At 38.4% G+C, this 20220-nt stretch carries 19 protein-coding genes; 10 read left to right on the top strand and 9 right to left on the bottom strand.

What is annotated here, in order from left to right; all coding sequences use genetic code 11:
• Positions 1 to 12: 12 nt before the first annotated feature.
• From hflD to F981_RS10410, 3 genes are read right to left on the bottom strand one after another with little or no spacing between them, the layout of a single operon-like run.
• On the bottom strand, positions 13 to 744 hold the full coding sequence (gene hflD / locus F981_RS10420; protein ID WP_004721292.1) for a high frequency lysogenization protein HflD: 732 nt from the start codon (positions 742 to 744) through the stop codon (positions 13 to 15).
• Between the two features lie 30 nt (positions 745 to 774).
• On the bottom strand, positions 775 to 1911 hold the full coding sequence (gene mnmA / locus F981_RS10415; RefSeq protein WP_004721289.1) for a tRNA 2-thiouridine(34) synthase MnmA: 1137 nt from the start codon (positions 1909 to 1911) through the stop codon (positions 775 to 777).
• Positions 1912 to 1915: 4 nt separating this feature from the next.
• Positions 1916 to 2401, bottom strand: coding sequence for an NUDIX hydrolase (locus F981_RS10410; protein ID WP_004721286.1), 486 nt, complete (start codon positions 2399 to 2401; stop codon positions 1916 to 1918).
• A gap of 736 nt (positions 2402 to 3137) precedes the next feature.
• On the opposite strand from F981_RS10410, the gene F981_RS10405 reads away from it, so the two are divergent.
• Positions 3138 to 4184 carry a linear amide C-N hydrolase gene (locus F981_RS10405; RefSeq protein ID WP_004721283.1) on the top strand — a complete coding sequence of 349 codons (1047 nt, stop codon included), beginning with the start codon at positions 3138 to 3140 and terminating at the stop codon, positions 4182 to 4184.
• 13 nt (positions 4185 to 4197) lie between these two features.
• Positions 4198 to 4680: a hypothetical protein gene (locus F981_RS10400; RefSeq protein WP_004721281.1), complete on the top strand. Its 483-nt coding sequence runs from the start codon at positions 4198 to 4200 to the stop codon at positions 4678 to 4680.
• Between the two features lie 121 nt (positions 4681 to 4801).
• Here the strand turns inward: F981_RS10400 and F981_RS10395 are convergent, their stop codons facing one another.
• From F981_RS10395 to F981_RS10380, 4 genes are all read right to left on the bottom strand, one after another.
• Positions 4802 to 5344, bottom strand: a complete 543-nt coding sequence (locus F981_RS10395) for a gamma carbonic anhydrase family protein (protein ID WP_004721277.1) — start codon at positions 5342 to 5344, stop codon at positions 4802 to 4804.
• Positions 5345 to 5477: 133 nt separating this feature from the next.
• Positions 5478 to 6626, bottom strand: a complete 1149-nt coding sequence (dacC, locus tag F981_RS10390; protein ID WP_004721275.1) for a D-alanyl-D-alanine carboxypeptidase PBP5/6 — start codon at positions 6624 to 6626, stop codon at positions 5478 to 5480.
• Between the two features lie 141 nt (positions 6627 to 6767).
• The gene (locus tag F981_RS10385; protein WP_004721274.1) at positions 6768 to 7142 is read right to left on the bottom strand and encodes an MCR_0457 family protein; all 375 of its coding nucleotides are present in this window, start codon (positions 7140 to 7142) and stop codon (positions 6768 to 6770) included.
• A gap of 182 nt (positions 7143 to 7324) precedes the next feature.
• On the bottom strand, positions 7325 to 7690 hold the full coding sequence (locus F981_RS10380; protein WP_004721272.1) for an MCR_0457 family protein: 366 nt from the start codon (positions 7688 to 7690) through the stop codon (positions 7325 to 7327).
• Positions 7691 to 7806: 116 nt separating this feature from the next.
• On the opposite strand from F981_RS10380, the gene surE reads away from it, so the two are divergent.
• The 3 genes from surE to F981_RS10365 all read left to right on the top strand — a co-directional run bounded on the left by surE (position 7807) and on the right by F981_RS10365 (position 10563).
• Positions 7807 to 8592 carry a 5'/3'-nucleotidase SurE gene (surE, locus tag F981_RS10375; protein ID WP_004721271.1) on the top strand — a complete coding sequence of 262 codons (786 nt, stop codon included), beginning with the start codon at positions 7807 to 7809 and terminating at the stop codon, positions 8590 to 8592.
• Positions 8593 to 8698: 106 nt separating this feature from the next.
• Complete coding sequence (locus F981_RS10370) at positions 8699 to 9535, top strand: peptidoglycan DD-metalloendopeptidase family protein (RefSeq protein ID WP_004721270.1); 837 nt, start codon at positions 8699 to 8701, stop codon at positions 9533 to 9535.
• Positions 9536 to 9630: 95 nt separating this feature from the next.
• Positions 9631 to 10563, top strand: coding sequence for a LysR family transcriptional regulator (locus F981_RS10365; protein WP_004721269.1), 933 nt, complete (start codon positions 9631 to 9633; stop codon positions 10561 to 10563).
• A 137-nt stretch (positions 10564 to 10700) separates the two neighbouring features.
• On the opposite strand, the gene F981_RS10360 is transcribed toward F981_RS10365, so the two are convergent.
• Positions 10701 to 11912 (bottom strand): aspartate aminotransferase family protein, encoded by a 1212-nt coding sequence (locus F981_RS10360; protein WP_004721267.1) that lies wholly within the window; start codon positions 11910 to 11912, stop codon positions 10701 to 10703.
• 165 nt (positions 11913 to 12077) lie between these two features.
• On the opposite strand from F981_RS10360, the gene grxD reads away from it, so the two are divergent.
• On the top strand, positions 12078 to 12419 hold the full coding sequence (grxD, locus tag F981_RS10355; protein ID WP_004721264.1) for a Grx4 family monothiol glutaredoxin: 342 nt from the start codon (positions 12078 to 12080) through the stop codon (positions 12417 to 12419).
• Positions 12420 to 12646: 227 nt separating this feature from the next.
• On the opposite strand, the gene F981_RS10350 is transcribed toward grxD, so the two are convergent.
• Positions 12647 to 15292: a Lon protease family protein gene (locus F981_RS10350; RefSeq protein WP_004721262.1), complete on the bottom strand. Its 2646-nt coding sequence runs from the start codon at positions 15290 to 15292 to the stop codon at positions 12647 to 12649.
• A 181-nt stretch (positions 15293 to 15473) separates the two neighbouring features.
• On the opposite strand from F981_RS10350, the gene F981_RS10345 reads away from it, so the two are divergent.
• From F981_RS10345 to rpmE, 4 genes are all read left to right on the top strand, one after another.
• Positions 15474 to 17669 (top strand): AmpG family muropeptide MFS transporter, encoded by a 2196-nt coding sequence (locus F981_RS10345; RefSeq protein WP_004721260.1) that lies wholly within the window; start codon positions 15474 to 15476, stop codon positions 17667 to 17669.
• Positions 17670 to 17958: 289 nt separating this feature from the next.
• Entirely contained in the window at positions 17959 to 18360 is a 402-nt protein-coding gene (gloA, locus tag F981_RS10340) for a lactoylglutathione lyase (protein ID WP_004721258.1), read from the top strand.
• 327 nt (positions 18361 to 18687) lie between these two features.
• Positions 18688 to 19668 (top strand): bile acid:sodium symporter family protein, encoded by a 981-nt coding sequence (locus F981_RS10335; protein ID WP_004721256.1) that lies wholly within the window; start codon positions 18688 to 18690, stop codon positions 19666 to 19668.
• 227 nt (positions 19669 to 19895) lie between these two features.
• Positions 19896 to 20120, top strand: a complete 225-nt coding sequence (gene rpmE, locus F981_RS10330) for a 50S ribosomal protein L31 (RefSeq protein WP_004721254.1) — start codon at positions 19896 to 19898, stop codon at positions 20118 to 20120.
• The last annotated feature ends 100 nt before the right edge of the window (positions 20121 to 20220 follow it).

Genomic DNA, 20220 nt, shown 5'->3' with positions numbered 1-20220 from the left:
AACAGTATCAAATTAAACAACCTGATATTGTAATCGAGCAAGATCTTGAATATCTTGAAGAAGTTTACGTTTGCTAAAGATCATATTCCATGAACTACCACCTAATTGACGCCATAGGTGAGCCATTTGTAAGCCTGTGAATAAACTGGCACGGATACGATTGGTATGTGCAGAGTCTTTAAAGGCTTCTGCATTACCACGGACTAGAATTCGAGGGTTAATTTGACCAGCAGTGTCGACATAGGTTTGTGCTAAATTGGCAATGATACTTGGATGTAAATAGTTATTATCAAAAAAAGACAGCTGTTTTAATATTTTTTGTTGAGATTGTTCAATAATTTCAACAAACTTTGGATTGCTATAAACTTTTTTTTCCAAGGCCAATAATGACATAGCATAAGTCATTGGCAGTTTTGCATTGGCAATTTTAGGAATTCTAGATTTCGGTGATGTCGAGAAAGGTTGCGTAATACTACTTTCTAAAGCTTTTAAACCTAAGGAGATGTCTGCCAATTGATTGAAGAAGTCTAAAGTTTGACCTGATGAATTGGCAGTGGCACGGATATTGAGGCTGGCTTTGATGAGCTGTTCAAAATAGAAATTACCGCTTTCACCAATGCTTTGACGTCCTGACATTGCAGTCATATGCGTCAGCTGTGTTGCTTGAAACACAGCTGCTAACGCCAAAGCTCGGTTTTGGCGTTGATTCAAAGTTTGAGGCTGTTGAAAGGGCAACTCAACCATGCCTAAATTCCTTTAAATAATTTTTAATCATTACTCAATAAAATCTGGTTTTGGTGCATTGGTATGATGAATCACACCTCCACCTAAACAGACTTCATCGACATAGAAAACAACACTTTGTCCCGGCGTAACGGCACGCTGTGCTTCATCAAATTCGACACGAACACCATTTGGCGTGTTTGCATCTTTATAAATTGTACATGCTTGATCAGGCTGACGGTAACGAGTTTTTGCCGTGCATCGGAAACCTGTGTCTGGAATCGCTTGTTCACCTGCAACCCAGTCAATTGTTTCAGACCATAAAATGGTACTCTGCATCAGTGGATGTTCATGGCCTTGTCCAACCACAAGACGATTACCTTCGATGTCTTTATGTAGAACAAACCAAGCACCTTCTTCTGCACCTTTGAGTCCACCTAAACCAATACCACCACGCTGACCGAGCGTATAGTACATTAAGCCGTGATGATCACCAACCTCTTTTCCTGTATCTAAGACAATTTTCCCAGGTTGAGCCGGTAAATATTGTTTTAAGAAGTCATTAAAACGGCGTTCACCAATAAAGCAAATCCCCGTTGAATCTTTTTTCTTGGCAGTAGCTAAACCAAGTTCTTCAGCAATTTTACGTACTTGTGGTTTTTCAATCTCACCAACAGGGAACAAGGTCTTATTGATTTCACGACCATGAACCGCGTGAAGAAAATAAGTTTGATCTTTGTTGTTGTCTACACCACGTAATAAAGGCGCATATTGATCGCCTTTTGAATTGGTGGCCGTTTCGCCACGACGACAATAATGTCCAGTTGCAATAAAATCAGCGCCTAAATTGACAGCATGATCTAAGAACGCACGGAATTTAATTTCTTTATTACACAGAATATCTGGGTTTGGCGTACGCCCAGCGGCATATTCTGCTAAGAAATGTTCAAAAACGCGATCCCAATATTCCATTGCAAAATTTGCAGTATGGAGTTTGATCCCAATTTTGTCACACACAGCTTGTGCGTCAGCAAGGTCATCCATTGCGGTACAATATTCCGTGCCATCATCTTCTTCCCAGTTTTTCATGAAAAGCCCTTCAACTTGATATCCTTGTTGAAGTAAAAGTGCAGCAGAAACAGATGAATCTACACCACCCGACATACCGACGATGACACGTTGTTGCATAGGATTAGGCATCCAAATTTGAAATTAAAGGAGAGTTTTGGTGCTCATAGATGAGCGAAAGCGGGTATTTTTGCCCAGAAAGTGCGTCTTGTACAGCTTTAATGACCAAAGGGCTTCTTGCGCGAGCAGATTCAAGCAGTTCTTCAAGCGTCATCCATTGCGGACCAATGATATCTGTATCAAGTTGCGCGTCTGAAAAGTATTCAGTTACATGGGCTAAAAAGCAAAATCTAAAATAGGTACGGTCTGGAAACATGGGTGGGGTATAGGTATAGATTCCCAGTAATGAATTGATTTCTACTGCATATCCTGTCTCTTCCATGGTTTCACGTAACGCAGCTTGGATAATGGTTTCATCAGATTCAACATGCCCAGCGGGTTGATTGAACACAGTATGGCTTACACCTTCAGTATATTCTTCTACAAAAAGAAATTTTCCATCTTTTTCTACAACTGTCGCAACAGTAACGTGGGGTGTCCAAGCGGTCATGACCAGCACCAAGGGAGATAAAGTATTATTCTACAAAATTTAGCGCGTGGTGGCTATGTTCATAAGGGTTTTCTTTGATCACCCTAAAAGGATTTATATCTATAGCCTGTTTAAAAATACCTCATGGTCGAGTTTTGTTTATTTTTTTTTAAATTTTTATTTGCTTATTTTATAAAGGAAAGATTTATCCCATGGTTTTTTTGTGATACTTCATGTAAAAAGTTTAATAAAAATATTCTTATATCTTGATCTCTAAATGCAATTAAATGTGACATCAATTTATGAAATAATTTTTTTTATTATTTTAATTCTTATCAGTAATGACCAATAGATAGAGGTAGCAACTCATAAGTAAATATTTCAAAGTTATTGGTTTTATGGTGAATGGCATTTAATTTATTTTTGTACAATAAATACCCGAATAAGGCATTTACTATGATTGAAACATATGATAAAAAATACGTATATATAAAATTTTATTAAACTTAACAATTATTTATTTTTCCTGTTAATAGTGTGTTTATTCAATTTGGTTTTATTGGATGCTTCGTTGAATAGGTATGGTTATCCAAAATTAATTAGTTCATGGATCTATCGTTTAAAGATGTGTAATCACAAATAGAATGGAAATAAACTTTTTTGATAAATATAGTTTAAGCATATTTTATTGGAAATATATGCTTATATTGAGTCAAAAATAAGTCTAACTTTAGTAATTTTATAAGTGAGTATAATCATGAAAAAGGCAATAAAAAAGGTATTGTTTGCAGCAGGGCTTTTGGTTGCGGCTGAGCTGGCGACGGCATGTACGAGGGTTGTTTATTTAGGCAATAATGATGTGATGACAGCACGTTCTATGGATTGGAAAAGTGATGTTGGAACAAACTTGTGGATATTGCCCAATAATGTAAAACGCAGTGGTATGGCTGGGCCAAAATCGATTCAATGGACATCTAAATATGGCAGTGTTGTCGCAACAGGTTATGATATTTCAACAACAGATGGTGTGAATGAAAAGGGTTTGGCTGCAAATTTACTTTGGCTGGTTGAGTCTGAATATCCAAATGTTAAAAACAATAAAAAACCGCCATTAAGTATCTCACTTTGGGCGCAGTATGTTTTAGATAACTATGCAACAGTAGATGAAGCAATTCAGGCTTTAGCACAAGAGCCGTTTATGATAGTAACAGATCAAGTGCCAGGTGAAAAAAGACTAGCGACTCTGCATTTATCAATTTCAGATGCAACGGGTGACAGTGCTATTATTGAATACATTGGTGGTAAGCAGGTCATCCATCATAATCGACAATATCAAGTGATGACAAACTCTCCAACCTTTGATCAGCAATTGGCGTTAAATACATATTGGAAACAAATTGGTGGAACAACGATGTTACCTGGGACCAATCGAGCTGCAGATCGGTTTGCAAGAGCGTCTTTTTATATTAATGCGATTCCTAAAGATGCGACACCTGAATATTCTTTAGCAAGTGTATTTAGCGTGATACGTAACACATCTGTTCCGTTTGGACTCAATACAGAAGAAGAGCCAAATATCTCCTCTACACGTTGGCGTACAGTGGTAGATCATAAGCGAGGACTTTATTTTTTTGAATCTGCTGTATCACCAAATGTTTTTTGGGTAGACTTAAAAGAGATTGATTTTAAAGATGGTCAAACCAGAAAGCTTGAGTTGGGTGCTGATCAAGCAAAAGTTTATGCAGGTAAGGCTAATTCTTCTTTTAAGGTCGCTCCACCATTTCAATTTTTGGGCATACAATAGGATTTAAAAAAGTATGATAAAGAAATTATTATGTATACCTTTCAGTGTATTACTAATTACTGGGTGTGCTTCAAATCCTAATGACGCTACTTCAAATTTAGGTACGCAGGGATTATTAATTTGTCAGCCAAATGAGCTTTGTCCAATCGTCACCGTAGTGTGGAATGAGACACATAAAGATTTTTTAAAAGTGAAACTTAGCTTAAATAGTGCCTATACAAAATATAATATTGAAAAAGTTGTATTTAGTGATGGCGCAAAAAGTCACTCATTTAATGTGATTGGACCAACTGAAATTGATTTTGCTTTTAAGGCAAATCGCTCTCGCAACAGTGTGCTTATTCCAGTCAATCTTATGGGGGACTTTAAAAGTTCTCAAAATATCTTTATGGAAATACATACAGATCAAGGTGTGATTACTCGATATATCTTAAAAGATAATGTCAAAGCACCAGTATTTGAAGAATTAACCAAATACTACAATGTTTCAAAATAGAAATTTGATCTAAAAAATATAGGCTTCATTCCACTGTGCTTCAGTGGAACGAAGTCGACTTGAACCACTTAATTCAAATAATCAATATGCTTTAAAAGATGTTTATATGTTTGTTGTATCCCTAATCATTCGCTTCTAAATATTGATTTGCTACTTTGACATAGTGTCTTGCGGAATAAGGCAAAAATTCCTTTTCTTTATCAGTTAAAGGTCGAACCTTTTGTACTGGGCTTCCCACATAGAGGTAACCACTTTCTAAGCGCTTACGCGGTGGAACCAGTGAGCCCGCACCAATCATGACATCATCTTCAATCACTACATCATCTAGAACAATGGTATTAATTCCCACTAAAACACGGTTGCCAATGGTACAACCATGTAAGGTGACATGATGTCCAATGGTCACATCTTCCCCAATCACTAAAGGTGAGCCATTGGGTTTAGCATCATTTTTATGACTGACATGTAACATGCAATGGTCTTGTACATTAGAATAACGACCAATTTTGATGTGATTGACATCAGCACGAATCACTGCAAAAGGCCAAACAGATACATTCTCCGCCAAAGTTACTTCACCGATCACAACGGAGAGATCGTCAATATAACAAGTTGAATCAATTTTAGGATGATGACTTAAATACGAACGAATATTTTTTTTCATGTTGGCTTCCATGTCAAAAGCAAATTTAACCAGTGTATTTTTACCGAGTATAAATTAAAAAGGCATCCAAATCTGTGATCAGGATGCCTGTGCTTTAGTCTAATAGATTCAATATTAGGTTTAAGCGAATAACTTAGAACAAGTTGCTAAAGAACATTTTGATATGGTCGATTAAGCGAGAGAAGAAGCCTGCTTCTTCTACAGCTTTTAAAGCCACTAATGGTTTTTCAGCAATCACTTTACCATCTAAGGTTGCTGTTAATTTACCAACGACTTGACCTTGTTTTAATGGTGCATTTAAGTTGGGTTGAACAGTGACTTGTGTTTTGATTGCATTGGCTTGACCTTTAGGCATGGTCACATTGAAGTTTTCAGCTAAACCAATTTGTACATCATTTTCTTTACCAAAATAAACTTTTGCTTTAGCAAGCACTTGATTTGCAGGTTGAACGCTGACCGTTTCAAAGTTTGAATAACCCCAAGATAACAATGAACGTGTTTGGCTCGCACGTTCATTCATAGACGGTGCACCAAAAATCACTGAAATCAAACGCATTGGACCGCGTTTTGAAGATGTGGTTAAGCAATAACCAGCTTCCTCTGTATGACCTGTTTTTAAGCCATCAACACTTGGGTCAGTATAAAGCAAGGCATTACGGTTACCTTGTTTAATCCCGTTGAAGGTAAATTCTTTTTCAGAATAAATAGGATAATATTTTGAACTGTCATGAATGATATGTTTAGCAAGTACCGCCATATCTTTTGCAGTGGAGTAATGACCTTCAGCAGGCATACCTGTTGCATTGATAAAGTGTGTATTGACCATGCCCACACGTTTGGCTTCTTGGTTCATTGCATAGGCAAATGAACCTTCATTACCTGAAACATGTTCAGCCATTGCTTTAGATGCATCATTACCCGACTGGATAATAATGCCTCGTAACATTTCTAAAACTGTTGCAGTACCATTTAACGGCACATACATACAAGATTCAGTACTGCTACCACGACACCATGCAGACTCATTCATGCGAACTTTTTCACTTTCGGTCAGTTCGCCTTTAAGAAGTTTTTGCTCAATGATGTAACTCGTCATCATTTTCGTCATCGAAGCAGGTGCTAATTTTTCATTTTCATTCTTCGATGCAAGAATTTGACCTGTCTCATAGTCCATTAAGACATACGATTTATTATTTAATTCTGGCGGAGTTGTTAAGACGGTTGCTGCATAAGAAAATGAAGGTAAAAGTAATAATGCAGCAATGGCGCTTTTTCGAGTCATTCTAGGTCGTTCCAATCGTTATATGAGCACAAACAGGCTAGCATTTTAGGGCAAAGCAAAGCCGACTTCTATAAGGAAAGTCGGCTTATTTCTTACTTATTGTAACTAATTCAATATTTGTTGAATAAATTGCAGAAATCGTTATGACTGATAGTTACTAATGTCATTACAAATTGCTGTGTTTTCAGTATCACCCGCTTTTTTAGCATCACTTTTTGCTTCTTTTAATGCTCTTTGGAAATCTTTTTGCTTGGCAAGTGATTTTAAGGTTGCTTTAGGATCTTTGTCATTAGGCATATAGTCTTTAAGCAAGTGATCAAAACCTTTATTAAACGCAGCATCTGTTTTAATTAGACTCGGGCAGATATCCGACAATACATAAATTGCAGCCAATTCTTCTTTAGATACTTGTTGCTGTGTGACTTCGATTTTGTCAGATGCGGCAAAAGCATGGGTCATAAACAAACCACTTGCTGAAACAAGGCTTAATGTAAGCATTTTTAAAGTCATACGCATAAATAACCTAATCAATTTTTAATTTGAGAACCTGCATAGATTAAACGTAAAAACTGTGAAAAATATAGAGAAAGTGTATCGATGTTGTAGATTTATTTGAAATTTTCGCAAACTGAACAATGCAAAAGATGTCAAAAAAGGGTTTTTTAACATCGCATTGGGGGGAGGTTTTTTATCTTATGTTAGTGTGGAAGTTCAAGTACATCTGCACATACTGCTTTGTGTTCAGCTTGATCAACTTCTTTGGCACTGGTTTGTGCTTCTTTGAGTACGGTTTGGTATTCTGGATCTTGTTGAAGCTGAGTCAATGTTGTAGGTTTAGACAAATCCTTTAATAAGGTTTGGGTTAAACTTCCGATTTTAGTTTGAAATGCAGGGTTGTTTCCAATTAACGCTGGGCAAACTTCGGCAAGCACCTGTGTAGCGGCAATATCTTCTTTCACAATTCGATCAGATTCTTGTGAAGTTAATGTTTCTGAAAATGCAGATTGTGCGCAAAGTGTGATGAGTGCGATAGAAATAGTACGAGTAAGAGAACGTGTAATCATCTTTATAGTCACAAATTAGATTTAAAATTGAGTAAGTAACTATATATAATTGTTCAATAAATTTGAATTAAATTACTCGGCAGTCATTTAATATTTTTTAGTCAGAGAACTTTTTAGTGAATATTTTAGTTGCCAATGATGATGGTGTTTTTGCACCAGGTATTCAAGCTTTAGCAAAAGCATTACGACCATTAGGTCGAGTTGTTATTGTTGCGCCAGAAAGTGAGCGCAGTGGTTTTTCAAGTGCATTAACCCTAGATCGACCACTTCGACCGATTCAAGTTGCACCAGATATGTGGGCAGTAAACGGCACACCTGCTGATTGTGTTTATTTGTCCATGAATGGTTTATTTGATTTTGAGTTTGATTTAGTTGTCAGTGGAATCAATAGTGGTGCGAATTTAGGTGACGATGTCCTTTATTCTGGAACTGTGGGGGCGGCATTTGAAGGGCGTTTGATGAAACAGCCTGCAATCGCAGTTTCATTGGCAGGCAGTAATGTACGTTCCTATGACCACCCTGAAGATTATGCGCAAGCCGCAAACTGGGTTTACAACTTTATTGCCAAAGGATTACCTGAACTGCCTCCACGACATATCTTAAATATCAATATCCCAGATGTCGCAGAAATTTTAGGGGCTCAAATTACGTATCAGGGTCGTCGCATACAATCAAAACCAATGACCAGTCAGGTTGACCCGCGTGGTCGTCAAGTCTATTGGATTGGTTTGGCGGGTGAAGCGGTGACAGATCCCCAAAAAAACGCACAAAACCTGCAATCTGACTTTTTTGCCATTGCCAATGGTTGTGTCAGTATTACGCCAATTCAGATGGATGCAACCAATTACACAATTCTTGAAACACTACAATCACAACTCTCACATAGTCATTTTGATGTATGAGTGTTATAACTTTGTGAAAAAGCACTGTTAAACAGTGAAATACGTGTGTATTTTGCTAATCTTAAGCAAATATTTTTAAATTTTAAGATTGTAGAGAGGGAAATCAATGCTTTTGGCTCGATCAACACTTCCAATTCAAATGCCTAAGCGATGGATGAAAATCATTTTGTCCACAATAGCAATCACCTCTACCATAGTGGTGACTGGGTGTGCATCGAAGCCTCAAATTAATAACCCTACACGTTATGCTGTTGCACCTGACTATTACACAGTTCGTTCTGGTGATACCCTAAGTGCAATCTCTATGCGTTATGGTTTGAGTTATCTCAGTGTTGCTGAAATGAATGATATTGCTGCGCCTTATCGAATTTATGTAGGGCAGTCATTACGTTTGAAAAAAGGTGGGGGTAATGTCACCAGATCTACAACGAAACCGTTGACGAGCAATGAACCACAAATTCAACGCCAAACGATTAAGTTACCAACGCAGCAGCCGACGTCGCCAACTGGCACAACGACGGCTCAGTCAGTAACGCCACCGCCTGTACAAACGACGACGACAGTACAATCAACTCAATTGAGATGGGTAAAACCATCAAATGGATCTGTTATTGCAAATTATAATATTGCGAATAATATTAAAGGAATACGTTTTGGAGGGAATCAAGGTGATCCAATTTTTGCCGCAGCAGATGGACAGGTGGTTTATGCTGCAGATGGATTAAAAGAATATGGTAATCTTGTCTTAGTAAAACATATTGATGGTTACATTACTGCATATGCTCATAACAGCAAAATGTTGGTGAAAAGTGGTCAAACTGTGACAGCAGGACAGAAGATTGCAGAGATGGGATCTTCAGGCGCTAGCAGTACCATGTTGGAGTTTCAGGTACGTTTAGATGGCAAACCGATAAACCCAGCAAATATTTTACCAATAAATTAAATATTTTAATGCAAAGTGTAATTTTCTTCGTATAATACAATGAGTTGTTTTGAACAAAAAAGTGTGAAACAGCTCATAATTTCAGAGGGAAATTTATGTTAGATCAACTTCGGGCAATGGGTGTATTTGCTTGTGTTGTTGAAAAAAGCTCTTTTAGTGGTGCCGCGCGTGACCTTGGCATTACGACTAGTGCGGTTAGTCAGCAAATTAGATCTCTAGAACATGAAATGGAAGTGACACTTCTACATCGTTCTACGCGAAAGCTGAGTTTAACTGAGGCTGGTCAAGCTTTTTTCCACAGTTGTCAAGAAATGCTCGCTGCCGCAGAGCGTGGAAAAATCCGCATTAATGAGTTGCGCGATGATTTAGTTGGGGATTTGCGTATTGCGACAACCCCAGAAATAGGAGCAACACATGTTGTTCCTGCTTTATCGCATTGGATGTCTGCACATAGAGGTTTGATGGTTCATTTTGAAGCAGATAACCAATATATTGACTTGATTCAAGAGCGTATAGATATTGCTATTCGCATGTCTTCAAAAATCGAAGATGCGAATAACTTGAGTTGTATGCCACTTGCACGAGTCGATCAGATCTTAGTTGCATCGCCAAGTTATTTAAATCAAACAGCACCTATTTCACGTCCTGAAGATTTACAGAATCATGATTTGATTCCGATAAATATCATGAAAAATTCTCAACATTTTTCATTTCAGCATGGTGCAACAGGTGAAGTTGTTAATTTAGAAATGAAGCATCGTCTTCAGACAAATAACGTATTTGTTGCAAAATCATTGTGCCAACATGGGCATGGTATTGCACGAATCCTTTATTTAGATGTGCAAAAAGAATTAATGAACGGAACATTGGTTGAAGTGCTTCCAGAGTGGAAATTACCAACTTTCACTTTAAGTGCTGTGACCTTAAAGCGTGAACAGCAGCCGATGAAAATTCATCGTTGTTTGGATGCTTTGAAACAATATTTTAGCCAGTTACCTGGTGGTAGAATTTTCCAAGAAGCTTCATAAAGTCAAAGTTCTAATTCTAATAAGTTCTAATAAAAAAGCCGCTTTAAAGCGGCTTTTCTATATCTGCAATTTTATACGCAATGATGATGAAACAAAAAGAGATTAACAGGTTAATCTCTTAAAGCGTTTATACACACTTAGGCAAGGAACTCTTTAATTGCAGGCACTAAGCGTTTTAATAAATCATCTGCTTGTTGATGATTCATATTCAAAGCCGGCAGTAAACGCACCACATTGCCTGAAGTAACGTTAATAATTAAATGATGCTTATCACGTGCAATGTTTACTAATTCGGCACAGTCTTTAGGTAATTCGATACCAATCATCATACCGAAACCACGCACAATCACATTTTGCTCTACAAGTTGAGCACGGAACTGATCGACCAGATATGCTCCAATTTCAGCAGCATTTGCAACGATGTTTTCTTTTTGGATCAAGTCAATCACTGTGTAGACAACGCGTGAGCCTAAATGCGTACCACTATAAGTAGAGCCGTGATTTCCCGCAGCAAGTACCCCAACACCACGACCTTGTGTCATCACAGCACCAATTGGGAAACCATTTCCTAGGCCTTTTGCTGTGGTTAAAACATCTGGAATAATATTGGTATGTTGATAAGCAAAGTATTTACCGGTACGACCATTACCTGTTTGGACTTCATCTAGCATCATTAACCAATTATGTTGATTACAAATACGACGAATATCTTCAAGGTAGCTAAAGCCTTGAGGTGCGGTATTGACACCGCCTTCACCTTGGATCGGTTCGACCAGAATTGCCACAATGTCAGGATGCTGAATAGCGGCTTCTTCAATGGCTTCTACATCGCCAAAAGGCACACGAATAAAGCCTTCAACTAATGGTGCAAAACCTTCTTGAACCTTTTTATTGCCCGTAGCTGAAAGCGTTGCAAGGGTACGACCATGGAATGATTGATCCGCAACAATGATTTTGGGATTAGAAACACCCTGTAAGTGACCAAATTTACGTGCAATTTTAATTGCACCTTCATTTGATTCTGCACCACTGTTTGAGAAAAAGATTTCTTCCATACCCGAAACTTCAGCCAGCTTTTGCGCTGCTGCAGTTTGCCAAGCGACTTCGTAAATATTGCTGGTATGGATTAATGTAGCCGCTTGTTCTGCAATAGCCTCTGCCAGCACAGGATGAGCATGTCCTAAGCCACACACGGCAATACCTGTCAATGCATCTAAATACTCTGTACCATTTTCAGTATAAAGATAAGAACCTCGTCCTCGGACAAAGCTGATCGGTTGACGGCTGAATACAGGCATCAAATGTGAAGGTTGATCAGTTTGTACCGGAGCGAGGGTAATGTTATTCATAACTAACTCTTATCTGTTAGGAGTGGAAAGGGTAAAGGATTATCTAACCAAAATATGCGCAAGATTTAAAGCTTTAATATAAATAAAATTGGAAATAATCGTCTAGACATATTCTTTATTGTGGATTTAGGTATAATGCAGGCAGATGAGTTGAGGATTTAATCAATGACTGAACAAGCGCGTGATACAGAAGCGTTAATTCGCGATCAAATAGCTAAACATGCAGTACTTCTTTATATGAAAGGTACTCCGCAATTCCCACAATGTGGTTTTTCTGCACGTGCAGTTGAAGCACTTAGCCAAATTGGTCGTCCATTTGCTTATGTAAATATCTTGGAAAATCCAGATATTCGTGCAACTTTGCCACAAATTGCAAATTGGCCTACATTCCCGCAATTGTGGATTAATGGCGAATTGATTGGCGGTAGCGACATTATGCTAGAAATGTTCCAAAATGGTGAATTAAAACCATTGATTGAGCAATATAGCCCAGCAGCAGATGCTTAATAAGTAGATGATGTAGAAAAAGCACCAGAAGGTGCTTTTTTATTGGCTAAGCTTTATGTTGTTTTCACTTGGCTGAACTGATCAGTTGCCTAGACGAGATTATGTCGTGACTGATGCACTGTTTCAATCTTTGTTTGTTTTGAATATTTAACAAATTATCAGAATAAATTAGACAAAGCTTTGAATATTCAAAGCTTTGTCTATCTGAAGTTTAGCCAAGAAGCAACTTAAGCTGACTTGTGCTTATTTTGTTTTGCCGCAACTTCAGTTTGGTTTTCGTCAGTAATGATGCTTGCTGATTCAGCTTCTGCCTTTTTCTGTTTTTTTCCTTTGTTCTTTTTTTTCTTTTTCTTTTTCTTTGGCTTTTGCTCTATTTCAACGCCATCTTCCAAGGCTTGCCAATATTCAAGCTGTGCCATCACTGCTGCATAGATTGAACCTTTGGTATAACGACCTTTCTTGTCTAATGTTCCAACAGGACGTGCCATTAGGATTTCTAAAGCTTGATCAATGGTGTCAATTGCATGTATATGGAATTGCCCCTCATTGACAGCCTCAATCACATCATGGCGAAGCATTAAATGCTGCATATTCTGACGTGGAATAATCACCCCTTGTTTGCCTGTTAATCCTTGGAGTTTGCATGCATCGAAGAATCCTTCAATTTTTGCATTGACCCCACCAATAGGCTGAACTTGACCCAATTGGTTCATCGAACCTGTGATCGCCCACGATTGATCAATAGGCAATTGGCAGATTGCGGAAATCAATGCAGATAGTTCTGCAACCGTGGCACTGTCACCATCCACTTGACCATAACTTTGTTCAAAGGCGAGGGCAGCAGAGAAATGCAAAATCTGTTCACGACCAAAATGAGCCTTTAAGAAGCTCGACATCAGCAAGACACCTTTGGCATGTAATGAACCACCAAGTTCTACACTGCGTTCAATATCTAGAATGTCACCGCCACCTTGGTATACAGAAGCGGTTAAGCGTGAAGGTAGACCAAACTCAACATCAGCATAGTGGATCACGGATAAAGCATTGATCTGACCCAAGCGATGGCCACGTGTCTCAATCAGTTGGGTACCACGTGACAAGTCTTGCCAATAGAGTTCTCTTAAATAGCCTAAGCGATATTGACGATGTTTAAGGGCAGTGTTGATATGATGAGAGGTGACTAACTTTTCATCTGACTGTGCAGCGTGATGATGAGATTCACGGATCAAGTCACCTAGGGTCAAAGCATGTAGAGACAATGAACTCTGGTCTTCAGCTTGGCGACTTGAATCTGTTAGTAATGCCGCCAATGCTGAGCGATCAAAAGGCAGTAATTTGTCTTGTTGAACATAGTCTGCAATCAGTTGCATATAAGCTTGTTCATTATCATCATTACGTTGCAGGGTATCGGTAAAATCAGCACGAATTTTAAAAACACTGCCTAATTCTGGCTCTAGTTCTAAAATTTCATAATAAATTTCAGGTTCTGCCAATAAAACCACTTTTAAGTTGAGCGGCACAGATGCAGGCTCAATTGAAATACTGCCAGTTAAAGTCAGCATGTGCTCAAGAGAAGACAGCTTTAATTGTCCTGATTTTAATGCACGTTTTAGCCCTTGCCATGCATAAGGCTGTTCTAACAGCTGTTCTGCTTCTAAAATTAAAAAACCACCATTGGCTTGATGCAATGAGCCTGGGCGAATCAGAGTAAAGTCGGTGGTGATGGTGCCGTTTTGCGTCAGCTGTTCAACATGTCCCAGTAAATTATAGTGTGTTGGGAAGTCTTCAAAAATAACTGGTGCACCAGAGTTTGGCTTATTGCTCACCACAACATTAGCTTGGTAACGTGAAGGCACCCGATTAAATAAAGCAGGAGAGAACTCTTCACCTTCTTGATCTAAAATCGTTTCAACATTTTCAATGATATCTGCAGCAAAATGCTTTAAGTATTGATCGAGTCCGTGTACGGTTTTAAATTTACTTAAAATCAAATCTATACGAGGAATCACCACTTGTTTGGCGATATCACGATTCAGTTCAGAAACTTGATCACGTGCATCATCTTCCAAATCGCCGAGTTGTAGACCAAGGCGCTCAAGCTTTTTATCCATATAACGCATATTGGAATTAATTTCTGCGCGCTGTTTACTGTCAAGCGCATTAATATCTTCCTGTGACATTTCCAATACTTTGTCATCTTTGACATGGATCGGCACAAAAATATGTTCATCGTTACGATTAATCAGTTTTAGGTCGAGGTCTTCGCCTTCTTTGGTCAGTTCAACTAAAGCGAGTTGTTGCTCATTCCCCGTAATTTGACGAATGCGTTCAATACGATTGTGATACGTTTCTGCACTAAAGCGACGTTCAAGTTGCTTGAGAATGGTTTGCCATGCTTGGTGGATTAAAGCTTGAAACTTACTGCCTTGGCCTGCTTGAAAACGTAGTGCAATCGGTTGTCGTGCATTTTTAAAATTATAAACATAGACCCAATCATCAGGCGTTTGCATGGTTTTGGCATGTTGTTGCAGCAGGCGCTTGATCATGGTTCTTTTGCCAAGACCTGCCGTACCCACAGCAAAAATGTTGTAGCCTGAATAAGGTAATGCAATCCCTGCTTCTACAGAGGCTCTAGCGCGATCTTGCCCTAAGAAATTATTTAAGGGCTTGATTCGCTTGGTTGACGTAGGAATCTTGCTCAGATTGGGGATATGCGTCAGTTGTTCTGATTTTAATGCGGTTTGTGTCAACGTGTTTTGAATTTCCGTTTGATCAAAAGCAGATGGAAAAATCGTTTCAGTTTTTTGTATTGGGGTTGCAGTCGTCGTAATTGAAACAGTAGTAGAGCTTAATTGATCGTGTCTTTGGGTCACAGGTGAAATCCAAAACTTATATGGGTTGAAAAGTTAAAGGTATACAGGATTGGGGGTAAAGATCAAGCGCCAAAAGCGGAAATATCTGTAAAAGCGCTCATCAGTTGCATAAAAGTGATTGAAACTCTAAGCATTAAGCGGTTGAATAGCACTATTTCATTTTTCAGAAAATAACAACGCAATGACAACGCAATTATCTCAGCAATCAGCTGAGCAGAATTCCACAGCAAAAAATGGATGGAAATCTGCTTTTGCCGCTTTTATCGATCGGCGTGCTGCAATTATGCTCTTTCTTGGATTTTCGGCAGGTATTCCAATTCTGCTCATTTTCTCAAGTTTATCTTTATGGTTGGGTGAGGCTGGAATTGAAAAAAGTGCAGTGACTTTTTTTAGTTGGGCCGCGCTGGGCTATTCTTTTAAATTTGTATGGGCACCGCTGATTGATGAATTACCCGTCCCGATACTCACCAAAAAACTGGGTCGGCGCCGTGCTTGGTTGTTGATTGCACAAGTACTGATTATCTGTGCGATCTGTATTATGGCGTTTTCTGATCCCGCTTTGGGCCAAAGTTATATTTACCAAATGGCTGTGGGGGCAGTATTACTGGGTTTTTCCGCAGCAACACAAGATATTGTGATTGATGCCTATCGAATCGAGCTGGCTGAAACCGAGATGCAAACGGTGTTGGCATCGACCTATAACGCAGGCTATCGTTTAGGGATGATTCTAGCCGGAGCGGGCGCTTTATTTCTTGCTGCTTCTTTGGGGACTGCAAAAGGGAACTATATTTATGAAGCGTGGAAATATACTTATTTAACGATGGCGCTGGTGATGCTAGTGGGCATTATCACCACTTTAGTAATCCGAGAACCCTTGGTTAATCGAGTTGATAAACACTATAAAAATATTGATTACTATCGTTTAGTTTTGGTCTTTATCTTGGCTGTGGCGAGTTTTGTTTGTTTATATATTTACTCCGATGACATGGTTCAATATCTGCAAGCGACTTGGCAAGTCGAAGACAACTTGCTGAAGTTTTTAATGGAAGCAGTACGCTTTTTCGGTTCAGGTCTCGGTGCAATTCTTGTTGCAACATCGTTGATTCGTTTTGGTGTGGTCAATAAAAAGATGGCCTATGAGACTTGGGTTAACCCGATTGCTGATTTTTTTAAGCGTTATGGGGTAAAGCTAGCATTGGTTTTACTGTTATTGATCGGTTTTTATCGAATTTCAGACATTATTGCGGGTGTTATTTCGAATGTTTTCTATCAAGATTTAAACTTTACCAAAGAGCAAATTGCAGAAGCCGTTAAAATTTACGGGGTTATTTTTAGCCTATTGGGTGGTTTTTTAGGTGGCTTACTTGCGCAACGTATGAACATTATGAAATTGATGTTTGTTGGTGCTGTTTTAGCAAGTTCAACCAATTTGATCTTTATCGGGTTGGTAAAATCGGGTGCACCAATGCAAGCTGTATCTGTACAGATTGGCGATAAGAAATTTCAAGCTCAACCTGATGAAGTAGGCTATTGGAAAGTTTCTGTGCCTGGTCAGGACTTGTTAGGGGAAAATACCATTCATATCAAAGCAGCATTGGTTGATCAGGCTGTCGCGAATGAATATACGGTGCCCTATTTAAAAGAAAATGCCAAGCCCCAAATTCAATTGTTGCCTATTACCAGTGACAATCAATTGTCTGAAACAGAAGCAAAGCAAAGTATTGTGGTTAAGGGGCAGATTGCAGGAATACCTGTATCTGAGCTTAATCCAGATCAGCCGATTACCCTTAAACTCGATGGCAAAACATATCCTGCAAAATTAGATAAAGATGGTTTGTTTAGTGGTGCGATTGAGGGTAAAGCCTTATATGCTTCTGGCTCAAAAAACGTGATCGCCGTGGTCAATTATCAACACGCACAAGCAGCATTAAGTACTCAACAAAGCTATCAATTAACAACGATAAAAAGTGATATCGATGTAGATGTTCAAGCAATTCCAGTAATCAAAGCGGATTCATCTGCAGCCGTTGAGATTAAGGGTAAAGTGATTGAGAAATATAGTTCTGGTTGGCTGTATTTTGCCATTGTTGTCGATAATTTAGCTTCTGGTTTAGCTGGTGCAGCATTTATTGCGTTCTTGTCTAGTTTGACCAGTGTGTCATTTACAGCAGTTCAATATGCGATCTTTAGTTCATTGATGACGCTTACACCTAAGATTTTGGGCGGGTATTCTGGAACAATTGTCACCCACATTGGTTATCCTAAATTCTTTTTAATGACCACCTTAATTGGTATTCCGATTCTATTGCTTGTGCTATGGGTTGGAAAATTATTGCGAGAACATCAAGCGCAAAAGGTGAATCAATCTATCGAGTAAGCGACTGAATTACTCAAGATAGATTTATGATGATCGCAAGAGCCTATTTTATCTTATAGATAAAGTAGGCTTTTTTAACAGGATGAGAATTTGAATCATTGGATTGCTAACACATTCAAACAGCTTATTCGAAAGATAAAGCTGTAGTGTTCATCTAAAATAAGCGGTTATTGCTTAAAAATAATCCAGAAGACGACATCATTGATCAGCTGAAATATAGATAAATTGAAATATTGAACTGTATTGCCTATATTGGCAGATGATATCTGATCAAACAGGAAAATAAATCATGCGCATGTTGCATACCATGTTACGAGTAGGCAATTTAGAACAATCTTTAGCGTTCTATACTGAAGTTCTCGGTATGACATTACTTCGTAAACGTGATTATGAAGAAGGGCGGTTTACTTTAGCATTTGTGGGTTATGGTGATGAAGAGTATCATACTGTATTAGAGCTTACCCATAATTGGGATACTGCAAGTTATGAATTAGGTAATGCTTATGGACATATTGCCATTGGTGTCGATGATGCCTATAAAGCCTGTGAAGAGATCAAAGCACGTGGTGGTAATGTGGTACGTGAAGCTGGACCTATGAAAGGTGGTGTCACAGTCATTGCTTTTGTTGAAGATCCAGATGGCTATAAAATTGAATTGATCCAACAAGATCAAGATGCACGAAATAATTGATCATTTAAAAATGATGCGGGGCTATTGTTTATTTGGCAAAGACATATCAATAAAGATCTTTCATAAATCAAAAAATGATCATGTGGAGTGAATTATATTGGTATTGAAAGTTCCTTCTCCCTATGGGAGAAGGTTAGGATGAGGGTGCTTTTATGTTGATTTATGGTTTTAAAAAGCACTAAATTAACTTGATATGTGTCGTAAATAAATAGTGAACATTTAGCCAAATGAGTAGCTTTATTTATTTCGCTCAGTAAGATTGAATTTTACCCGATAGTAAAATTTAACTACTGGGCTTTTTCATGTTTAAAATACAGGACGTTGCTTATGAAAATGTTGAAATTATTAGCATTGGATCGCTTTACGATACTTTTAATCGCGATGGTGGTTTTAGCTTCTATTTTACCGATTTCAGGTCAGGCAGCGCTTATCTTTGGAAAAATCACCACAATTGCGATTGCGATTTTATTTTTCCTACATGGCGCAAAATTATCACGTGAAGCCGTGATTGAGGGGATTTTGCATTGGAAATTGCATGGATTGGTTTTTGCTTTTACCTTTTTAGTTTTTCCTTTATTGGGACTAATGGCAAAACCTGTGCTTGAACCTTTGCTGGGTCAACAGTTGTATTGGGGTTTTCTGTTTATGTGCTTTTTGCCGTCGACAGTACAATCGTCAATTGCATTTACCTCTGTTGCAAAAGGGAACGTGGCAGCGGCTGTTTGCAGTGCCTCATTTTCAAACCTGATCGGTATGTTTATTACTCCGATTTTGGTGAGCATATTTATTTTCGGTCAATCTAAGCATAATTACGATCCAACTTCTTCTATTATCGAAATTACCTTGTTGTTATTAGTTCCATTTGTTTTAGGGCAACTATTACGCCCCTATGTATTTCCATTGATGCAGAAAATGCCAAAGATCGTCAAAGTTTTTGATCAAGGCTCGATTTTGATGGTGGTTTATGGTGCATTTAGTGGGGCAGTGGTGGCAGGTTTATGGCATCAGGTCAGCTTATCTACATTGATTTACCTCACCTTGGCATGTTCGATTCTACTCACGGTGATTATGCTGTTGGCGTTGTATGTTCCAAAATGGCTTGGATTTAGCAAAGCAGATCAGATTTCAATCTTCTTCTGTGGATCGAAGAAAACCCTTGCCAGTGGTGTGCCTATGGCGCAGATTTTATTTATTGGGCAACCTTTAGGTATGATTGTGTTACCGATTATGATTTTCCATCAAATCCAGTTAATGGTTTGTGGGGTGATTGCAAACTACTGGTCTAAGCAAAAGCATCCTGACGAATAAATTAGTATCGATTGGCTCGCAATTTATAAATATTTCGAGTATAATCTTGCCCACTTGTTGTGCTTAGCTCTGACGCTTATAGTCTCGGTGGGCCAAAAGAAATGGTCTGTTGTGGTGTTAACCTGCTGGTTTTTAATTTAAATCTGCTTTCCTCAAAGTTTTATTAGATTTTGAGAGTGGTTAATTGCGATGACAGCTAAACCTTTCTTAACTTAGGAGAATCGACCATGCGTGCCGATATTCACCCAAAATACGAAAAATTAGTTGCTACTTGTTCATGTGGTAACGTTATCGAAACTCGTTCAGCTTTAGGTAAAGAAACACTTTATCTAGACGTATGTTCAGCTTGCCACCCATTCTATACTGGTAAACAGAAGAATGTTGATACTGGCGGCCGTATCGATAAATTCAAACAACGTTTTGCTGGTATGTCACGTTCTGTTAAGCGTTAATACGACAAAACATAAAAAACGGGCTTTAGCCCGTTTTTTTGTTGCTGAATTTTATCTCGTATTGATTTATTTCAGGATTAGACAAAGTGATAGATTTAAA

It is taken from the genome of Acinetobacter guillouiae CIP 63.46, from assembly GCF_000368145.1.
In the GTDB taxonomy this organism is placed as follows: Bacteria; Pseudomonadota; Gammaproteobacteria; order Pseudomonadales; family Moraxellaceae; genus Acinetobacter; species Acinetobacter guillouiae.
The sequence above is the reverse complement of the archived record's forward strand: the minus strand, read 5'-3'. Positions and strand labels throughout refer to the sequence as shown.